Source organism: Streptomyces sp. NPDC004561 (assembly GCF_053602155.1).
In genome coordinates this window covers 1-7,457 of record NZ_JBSGDB010000435.1, presented here as the reverse complement: position 1 = coordinate 7,457, position 7,457 = coordinate 1, and the positions used below count along the sequence as shown (strand labels likewise).

Sequence of the window (7,457 nt, the reverse complement as noted above, 5' to 3'; positions counted from 1 at the left end):
ACGGCGGCCCGGGCCGCGGCGACCCCCCCCGCCCGCCCCCCCGCACCCTCGCCGGCGGCGGCGCGCCCCCCCCGACCCGGAGGGGCGGGGAACGTGCATCCACGCGCTCGGGCCGTTCCCCGCCTCATCCGGTACCGCCATCGTGCGGCGAGCCCGGTCGGGAACCCGCGAGTGGAAGCAGGCGGAATCGCTGTGAACCCGCCCGTGACTCAGGGCAGTTGTGAGGCGTGACCGCCTACGCGTCGAAAGCGTCGACCTCAACCGAGGGTCCCCGCGAGGCGGGCCCACCCCTCAGGGGGTCGCGGCGGACTGCACGCCGAGCCCGGTGAGGAAGGCGTCGAGGACACGGGTCAGCCGGGGTTCGACCTCGACCACGGCATGGCTGAGCCGGGGATCGCTCACGTAGAGCTCCCGCAGGAGCGGTCCGGGCGTGGCCATCTGCCACAGTGCCCCCGCCATGCCGGTCGCCGTGGCGATGGTGTCGACCGTCTGCAACTCGGTCAGACCGAGCAGCCGGCGCAACTCGACGCCGATCGACTCGATCTCCTGAAGCGTCGCCAGCTTGAAGGAACGCACCGAATCGATCGACACGTTCCGTTCGAGGTTCAGGGGCGCCTGGGCGAGCAGGTCGCAGAACATGGGGCGTGCCGCCAGTGTTCCGGCGATGGCGGCGGCGACCTCGGCGGGGGTGGCCCGCGCCCTGCCTCCCAGGTCGGCGCGCAGGTCGGCGGACCACTGCCGCCAGCCCTCCGCGGTCAGCTCGAGGAAGATCTGCTCCCTCGTCTCGAAGTAGCGCAGCAGCGCCGACTTGTGCATGCCCACCTGCGCGGCGATGTCGGTGAGCGTCACGTCCCGCACACCGTGCCGACGGGCGAGCGCCCGGGCCGCTTCCAGGATCGCTTGTTCCCGCGCCTGTTTGGCCTCGGCACTGCGCGCACGTCGAAAGGCGGGCTCACTCATGGAGGTCATCATAGGAAGCCATAAGGCAACGACGTTGCATTAATAAGAGAACGGTGTTGTACTAACGGCATGAGTCGACGGAATCCACAGGTCTGGTTCATCACCGGTTCGTCGCGCGGTCTCGGCCGCGCCCTGGTCGCCGCGGCCCTGGAGGCGGGCGATCGCGTCGTGGCCACCGCCCGCCGCCCCGAGGCGCTCGCGGAGGCGTTCGGCGAGTACGGCGACCGCGTCCTTCCGCTCGCCCTGGACGTCACCAGCGCGGACGCGGCGCGCGAGGCGGTCGAGGCGGCCGTCGCGCGCTTCGGGCGCATCGACGTGCTCGTCAACAACGCCGGGTATGCGAACGTGTCGCCCATCGAGACGGCGGACGACGACGACTTCCGCGCCCAGTTCGAGACCAACTTCTGGGGTGTCTACAACGTCACCAAGGCCACCCTGCCCACCCTGCGCCGACAGGGCGCGGGCACCGTGGTGCAGTTCTCCTCGGTCGGGGGCCGGGTCGGCGGCTCGCCGGGCATCGCCTCGTACCAGGCGGCCAAATTCGCCGTCGACGGCTTCAGCCGCGTCCTGGCCGCGGAGACCGCGCCGTTCGGCGTCCGGGTCATGGTCGTCGAGCCGAGCGGCTTCGCCACCGACTGGGCCGGTTCGTCCATGACGGTCCATGCCGTCTCCGACGCCTACGACGAGACCGTGGGTGCGATGAACCGGCGCGTGCGCCAGGGCGCGTCCGGCGCGGCCGGGGACCCTCGCCGTGCCGCCGAGATCATCGTGCGGACCGTACGGCGCGACGAGATTCCGAGCCACCTCCTGCTGGGCGTGAACGCCGTGACCATGGCCCTCGACTACTCCCACCGCCAGGTGACGGAGGCGACCACCTGGGAGAAGGTGAGCCGCTCGGCCGACTTCAGCGAGCCCTGCCCCGCGCAGCTCCCTCCCGAGGCCGCTGACAGCGGCGGCGCGCGGTCCTGAGTCCCGGAGGTGTGAGCGGGCACCGGGCCGGCGGGGCTACTCGCCGTTGTCGCCCCTCGCGGGGGCGCGGACCTTGCGGTCGGAAACCGATCGGTTTACGGTGCTGGAAACCGATCGGTTTCAATGTGGAGAGATGGACATGACTTCGATCAAGGACTCCGTGGTTCTGGTCACCGGCGGCAGCCGTGGCCTGGGCAAGGCGCTGGTGGAGGGGCTGTACGAGCGCGGTGCCGCCAAGGTGTACGCCACCGCACGCGACCCGCGCACCGTGACGCACCCCGACGCCGTGCCGCTCGCCCTGGAGGTCACCGACCCCGGCTCGGTCGAGGCCGCGACCGCGCGGGCGCAGGACGTCACCATCCTGATCAACAACGCGGGTGTCTCGCTCGGCGCGACCTCCTTCCTCGACGCGCCGGTCGAGGACGTACGCCGGGAGTTCGAGACCAACTTCTTCGGGCCGCTGCTGGTCACCCGGGCCTTCGCGCCGGTCATCGAGCGCAACGGCGGCGGGCACCTCCTCAACGTCCACTCCGTGCTCTCGTGGATCGGGCTCGCCGGCTCCTACAGCGCCACCAAGGCGGCCCTGTGGTCACAGACCAACTCCCTGCGCCTGGAGCTCGCCCCGCGGGGCATCACGGTCACCGGACTGCACGTCGGCTACATCGACACGGACATGACCACACACGTCGACGCGCCCAAGTCCACCCCCGGCGACGTGGCCGCCCTGGCGCTCGACGGCATCGAGGCCGGAGCGTACGAGGTCCTGGCGGACGACATCACCCGAAACGTCAAGGCGGGCCTCTCCGCTGACCTGACTGCGCTCTACCCGCAGCTGGCCGGCTAGGGCCCTACGCCTCCTGGTCGCCTGACCAGGGCTCGACGTCTGTCCGGTGCCAGGGGGCCGGGCCGGTGCCGTGACGCCATGTCTCCAGGTCGTGGCCGTCCATGCACACGATGCCGCACTGCCGCGCGTACTCGAGAGCGGGCGTTGTGAACTCGCTCGTGGTGATGAGCGCCGCGATGTCGGCCTCGTGGATGGTGAAACAGGTGCCGCCGAAGCGCTGCATGTCCTGTGAGCCGACCTTGTGGGTGTCACCGTACTGCTTGCACTGGACGACCACGCGCCGCCCGTCCGCCGTGATCGCGACGACGTCCGCTCCCAAGTCGCCGGCGCCCCCCACGACCTCCACCTCCAGGCAGCCGTCCCGGGCGCACAGGTCGGCCACGGCCTGCTCGAAGCCGTCGGGGTCCAGCTCGGTGTAGTCGAGCGGCACCGTCCTCTCTTCGCCGCCCACGCCCTGCGGAGAGAGGACGACCGGTGCTCCTTCCGGGCGGAGGCGGACCTCGTCGCCACCAGTGCCTGTCGGGGCGGCCCCGGTGAACGGCTCTGTGAATGCGCTGACTTGCGGGGCCGACAGGCCGGCGTCGGCCACCGGCGTGGCGTCCAGGCTGCCGGACGCCCTCTCGGCCGCTTCGTGCAGCGCCCGGGCCGCCTTGCGGGCACATCTCCCGGCGGACAGCCTGCGCCATCCGGATCGGGACATCACGGCGGCCGCGATGCCGAGCGTCGCCAGTGCAGCGGCCCACAGCGGGCGACGCTCCACGATGCCCGCGGCGGTGCGCACCAGGAAGGCGAGGAGGCAGAGGATGATCGCGAGCAGCATGAAGAACAAGGCGGTGGTGCGCAGATCGAAGCGCCGGTCGCGCGGCACTCGTCGAACAGGGCGCGTGGGTATGGTCATCGCGGGCTCTCTCCCGGACGGCGAACGAAGATCAGTGATCTACGAATGCCCAAGATCGCCCCGCTCTCGCACCTTGCCCGGGGTGCGGGCGGGTCACGGGGACGCCGGCCCACGGTCGCGCACCTGACCGGGGACCCGTGGTTCAGGGCCGGGGGTGCGGGGTGCCGGGTGAGCCACTGCTGCAGTTCGCGGTGGCGGAACTGGTAGGCGGGCCCCGACAACCGCAACATGCCTGCCTCGGCGGCCCAGTTCAGGAAGGCGTGCAGGCGGAGAGGGGCGGTGCCCTGCGCGCTGGAGCAGAGGACGAACACCAGGTAGCGGCGCCCCGGGCTGGTCGCGCCGACACCCGGTGCGCCGAGGCCCGCACTGCACCAGAGCCCGATCGTGACGGCGGTCGCGGCGCCCGCCAGGGGCCCGTAGGTCGTGCCGTAGACGATGCCGGACGTGCCGCCCAGGAGCAGTCCGACGGTCAGGGACCACAAGAAGTCGTCACGGACGATGTCCCGGATCCGGGCCGCGGCCGAGGGCGGTTCCTCGACGGACGCCGTCAGCCCGATCAGGAGCCCGAGAGCGAGCCCGAGGACCAGGGTGGGAGCGACCTGTCCGCGCAGCCCACCCGCTGTGCCGCCGAGCGCGCCGCCCGCGAAGCCTCCGGTGTACTTCCCGATCACGGCGTTGATCACGGTGATCACACACGTCAGCGCGATGCCGAGGCCGACGAGCAGGATGGTGCGGCGATGCCTGAACCGACGCCAGTTCGGTCGCCGGGGCTCTCGCACCCGGGATGTTCCCGCGGTGAACGCCGCGTCGAGAACTGCTCCCGCGGCGATCCCGCTGACCGCGCCCGGCACGTGGAGGGTGAGAGCGGCGCCCAGACAGAAGAGGAGAAGACTCGACGTCAGGACGCCGTCGGCGACGCGCACACGGTGTGCGCCCGCGGTCGGCCACAGACGGTGGGGGACGAGGTCGGTCCCCGGTCCACCGCTGCCGGCAGGCCGGTCGGCGTGCTGCGTGTCGAGGTGGGTGGCGAGGTGGTGGAGCCAGTGGTGGACCTGTTCGGGGGCGTAGTTGCGGGGGTTGGGGATGTTGGCGATGGCGGCGGGGATGTAGCGCGCGAGGAGATGCCGGTCGAGGTCGTGGGCGGTGGGGCGGTGGAGGAGTTCGGCGGGATCGCCGGTGCGGTGGTAGACGGTGGCGGTCAGGCACAGCCGCCACGGAGTGGACAAGGTCGCGGCGAGCGGACCGTCGGGCCGCGCCTGGAGGTGGTCGAGGAGCGGCTGCCAGCGTGAGGAGTCACGGGCGCGGTCGCGCAGATACGTGATGGCGTGCTCGGTGTCGACGGGGGCGATGGCGATGCGGGCCGCGTCGATCAGCAAGCCGGCGGGTGCGAGGGCGTTGTAGTGGTCGGTGCGGCAGGTCAGGACCAGCGGTCCGGCGTCCCGGCCGTCCTGGTAGGCGTTGAGGGCCTCCAGTGCGGCGAGGGCCCTCGGCGCGTCGGGGTCCGGGGTGCCGTCGTCGCGGACGGGGTCCATCTCGTCGAGTCCGTCCAGGACGGGCAGCACCAGGCCCTGGTCGACCAGGCCGGCGGCCAGGTCGGCGGGCCAGTCGTAGGTGTCCGTCAGGCGCTGCGCCAGCAGTTCGGTCAGGGGCCGCCTGGTGTCCCACTGGGCGAGGGGGACACGGACCGGCACCGGGTCGTCGTCCGCGCGGTTCTCGATGAGGGCGAGCAGGAGCTCCAGCGCGAGAACGGTCTTGCCCGCCCCGCCCGCGCCGGTGATGACCAGACGCCGCGGCCGGGTGGCACGGTAGTAGTCCACGACATCGGGCAGCGTGGAGGGGGTCGCGTCGGTGAAGGTGCGCCCGGCCGGTGGGGCGGTGGCGATGCGGCCGGGCGCGGAGTGCAGGACGTAGCCGAGGTTGATGCGCTGCGTGTCGGCGCCGAGCAGCTGCCGCCGTACCCGGCCTTCCCCCGTCTCGACGTGCCGGGCGAGTGTCCTGGCCCAGCCGCGCGCGAGTTCGGCGTCGTTGCCTTCGATCGGTCTGCGCAGTGCCAGAACAGCGGCCGCCAGACCGGCGATCCCGAGGGGGAGCCCGAGCAGGCCGGCGGTGTCGACGGGCTGGAGCCGGCCGTGGACGATGGGCCGCACGGCGAAGACCGCGGCCGCCGCGATCGCCATCACGGATGCGAAGCGGATGAGTTGCCACGTACGCCGATGGCGGCGCCCGCCGAGACCAACCATCCCCCGATCATGCCGCCGTACGCGCCGGTCCGGAACCGGTTGCCTCTGTTGTGACCCACGAACCGCGTCGCCCGGACCTACCTTCGCCCCGGTGCTCACCAGTGCGGGCCGGGGGCGTCGGGGCGATGCGGCGTTACGCACCGGGCGCCCAACTGCGGGGCGACCACCGGCGGGTGCCGGGCGCCGACGATCCCGGCGCCCTCGCCATCGGGGTCAACCTCACTGTGGCGCGTGCGCTGTTGAGCGGCTGCCGGAGGTGGGCCGTACTCGGGGCCTGATTGACCTGCGATTACTGGGCAAATGGGGTAAAGCATAGAATTCCCAGCAAGTGGCCGGGTAACGGGAGGTGAAAGCCACTCCAGGGAGGAGGCGCATCCCATGACATCGACTCAGGATGTCGTCGAGATGATCCTCGAGGATCACCGGACGATGGAAGATCTGCTCCGCCTGATGCGCAGCACGGAGGCTGACCGCCAGAGCGCGCTTCACGACTTCGCACACCTGATGGTCGCGCACGGTGAGGCCGAGCGGGCTTCGGTGCACCCGGTCCTCGTGTCCTTCGAGGACACCGACACCGTCGAGCACATCGAGACCGCGCACCAGGAAGCCGTCAAGGTCCTCTTCGCCCTTCTGCAGGTGCGGGAGATCGGCTCCGCCGAATGGGACTGGAGGCTGCGGCAGTTGGCCTCGGTCACCGCCCGCCACACGGACGAGGAGGAGCGCACCCTCGTCAACCGGGTGCGGGAGAGCCTCAGTCGGCACTGCCGGGAGGAACTCGGCGCCGGCTTCGCCAGGACCGAGGCCGACCTGCTGACGGCGCGCTGCGGCAGCGTCGCCAACGTGCACCGCATCGTTCACGCCGCCACATCCGTGTGATGCCGCATCGGCATCGCGCGGACCGCGTCACGAAGACCCGGCGGCCGGGCGAGCCCGCCCACCGCGGAGCAGAGAGCTACGACAGGAGCCGTCATGGACTGCAGCCTGGACACCTTCCTCACCCAGGTCACCGAACGCGCGGGTTACGACAGGCCGCAACAGGGAGCCAGAGCCGTACAGAACGTGCTGGAGGTCCTCGGCGCCCACCTGGTGGGTGACGACCGCACGGACCTGGCCGCCGTGCTGCCCCGAGGGTGCGGACGACTGCTGACCGCGGGCCGGCCGGCCAACGAACCACTCACACCGGAGTCCTTCGTCGAAGCCGTGGCCGACCGCAGCGACGAGGACCTCGCCGAGGCCAGGCGCGAGATCGACGCCGTGCTCCCCACCCTCGCCGAGGTCGCCGACACCGCACTGCTGCGTCGGCTCCTCACCCAGCTGCCACCGGGACACGCCGGCCTGTTCGGCTGCACGGATCCCGGATGACCGGTCCAGTCCGCAGCGGGCGTCCGGGCGCTGTCGGCGTCGTGGCGGTTCAGTCGCCGACGGCGCGGGCGATGTCCCGTGGGTTGAGGCCGGTGAGTTGGGCGATGCGTGGTGCGGGGATGCCGGCGGTGAGGGCGCGGTGGATCAGCGACTGCCAGTCCTGGGTGGTGTCCCGGTAGCTGAG

9 protein-coding genes are annotated in these 7,457 nt (G+C 71.7%); 5 read left to right on the top strand and 4 right to left on the bottom strand.

Going from position 1 to position 7,457, the window contains the following annotated elements; all coding sequences use genetic code 11:
- Positions 1–291: 291 nt before the first annotated feature.
- Positions 292–960: a TetR family transcriptional regulator gene (locus ACWEN3_RS36885; protein WP_452980198.1), complete on the bottom strand. Its 669-nt coding sequence runs from the start codon at positions 958–960 to the stop codon at positions 292–294.
- 69 nt (positions 961–1,029) lie between these two features.
- Here ACWEN3_RS36885 and ACWEN3_RS36880 point away from each other — a divergent pair, with 69 nt between their 5' ends.
- Positions 1,030–1,929: an SDR family NAD(P)-dependent oxidoreductase gene (locus ACWEN3_RS36880; RefSeq protein ID WP_452980195.1), complete on the top strand. Its 900-nt coding sequence runs from the start codon at positions 1,030–1,032 to the stop codon at positions 1,927–1,929.
- 139 nt (positions 1,930–2,068) lie between these two features.
- A complete protein-coding gene (locus ACWEN3_RS36875; RefSeq protein WP_452980192.1) occupies positions 2,069–2,773 on the top strand; it encodes an SDR family oxidoreductase in 705 nt (234 codons plus the stop codon).
- 4 nt (positions 2,774–2,777) lie between these two features.
- Here ACWEN3_RS36875 and ACWEN3_RS36870 read toward each other — a convergent pair whose 3' ends face one another.
- Complete coding sequence (locus ACWEN3_RS36870) at positions 2,778–3,671, bottom strand: restriction endonuclease (protein WP_452980189.1); 894 nt, start codon at positions 3,669–3,671, stop codon at positions 2,778–2,780.
- A complete protein-coding gene (locus ACWEN3_RS36865) occupies positions 3,668–5,848 on the bottom strand; it encodes an NACHT domain-containing protein (RefSeq protein WP_452980186.1) in 2,181 nt (726 codons plus the stop codon). Before ACWEN3_RS36865 ends, ACWEN3_RS36870 begins: the two co-directional genes overlap by 4 nt.
- Positions 5,849–6,036: 188 nt before the next feature.
- Here ACWEN3_RS36865 and ACWEN3_RS36860 point away from each other — a divergent pair, with 188 nt between their 5' ends.
- The 3 genes from ACWEN3_RS36860 to ACWEN3_RS36850 all read left to right on the top strand — a co-directional run bounded on the left by ACWEN3_RS36860 (position 6,037) and on the right by ACWEN3_RS36850 (position 7,273).
- Positions 6,037–6,189, top strand: coding sequence for a hypothetical protein (locus ACWEN3_RS36860; RefSeq protein WP_452980183.1), 153 nt, complete (start codon positions 6,037–6,039; stop codon positions 6,187–6,189).
- Positions 6,190–6,289: 100 nt separating this feature from the next.
- Complete coding sequence (locus ACWEN3_RS36855) at positions 6,290–6,787, top strand: hemerythrin domain-containing protein (RefSeq protein ID WP_452980180.1); 498 nt, start codon at positions 6,290–6,292, stop codon at positions 6,785–6,787.
- A gap of 93 nt (positions 6,788–6,880) precedes the next feature.
- Positions 6,881–7,273 (top strand): DUF2267 domain-containing protein, encoded by a 393-nt coding sequence (locus tag ACWEN3_RS36850; protein ID WP_452980177.1) that lies wholly within the window; start codon positions 6,881–6,883, stop codon positions 7,271–7,273.
- 49 nt (positions 7,274–7,322) lie between these two features.
- Here the strand turns inward: ACWEN3_RS36850 and ACWEN3_RS36845 are convergent.
- A partial coding sequence (locus ACWEN3_RS36845; protein WP_452980201.1) for a DUF6003 family protein occupies positions 7,323–7,457 on the bottom strand: 135 nt, incomplete at its 5' end.

Bases quoted from the DNA above. Each gene is read 5' to 3' on its own strand.
- ACWEN3_RS36865 (WP_452980186.1), bottom strand. From the start codon at position 5,848: ATGGCGATCGCGGCGGCCGCGGTCTTCGCCGTGCGGCCCATCGTCCAC.
- ACWEN3_RS36860 (WP_452980183.1), top strand. From the start codon at position 6,037: ATGCGGCGTTACGCACCGGGCGCCCAACTGCGGGGCGACCACCGGCGG.
- ACWEN3_RS36885 (WP_452980198.1), bottom strand. From the start codon at position 960: ATGAGTGAGCCCGCCTTTCGACGTGCGCGCAGTGCCGAGGCCAAACAG.
- ACWEN3_RS36855 (WP_452980180.1), top strand. From the start codon at position 6,290: ATGACATCGACTCAGGATGTCGTCGAGATGATCCTCGAGGATCACCGG.
- ACWEN3_RS36850 (WP_452980177.1), top strand. From the start codon at position 6,881: ATGGACTGCAGCCTGGACACCTTCCTCACCCAGGTCACCGAACGCGCG.
- ACWEN3_RS36880 (WP_452980195.1), top strand. From the start codon at position 1,030: ATGAGTCGACGGAATCCACAGGTCTGGTTCATCACCGGTTCGTCGCGC.
- ACWEN3_RS36870 (WP_452980189.1), bottom strand. From the start codon at position 3,671: ATGACCATACCCACGCGCCCTGTTCGACGAGTGCCGCGCGACCGGCGC.
- ACWEN3_RS36875 (WP_452980192.1), top strand. From the start codon at position 2,069: ATGACTTCGATCAAGGACTCCGTGGTTCTGGTCACCGGCGGCAGCCGT.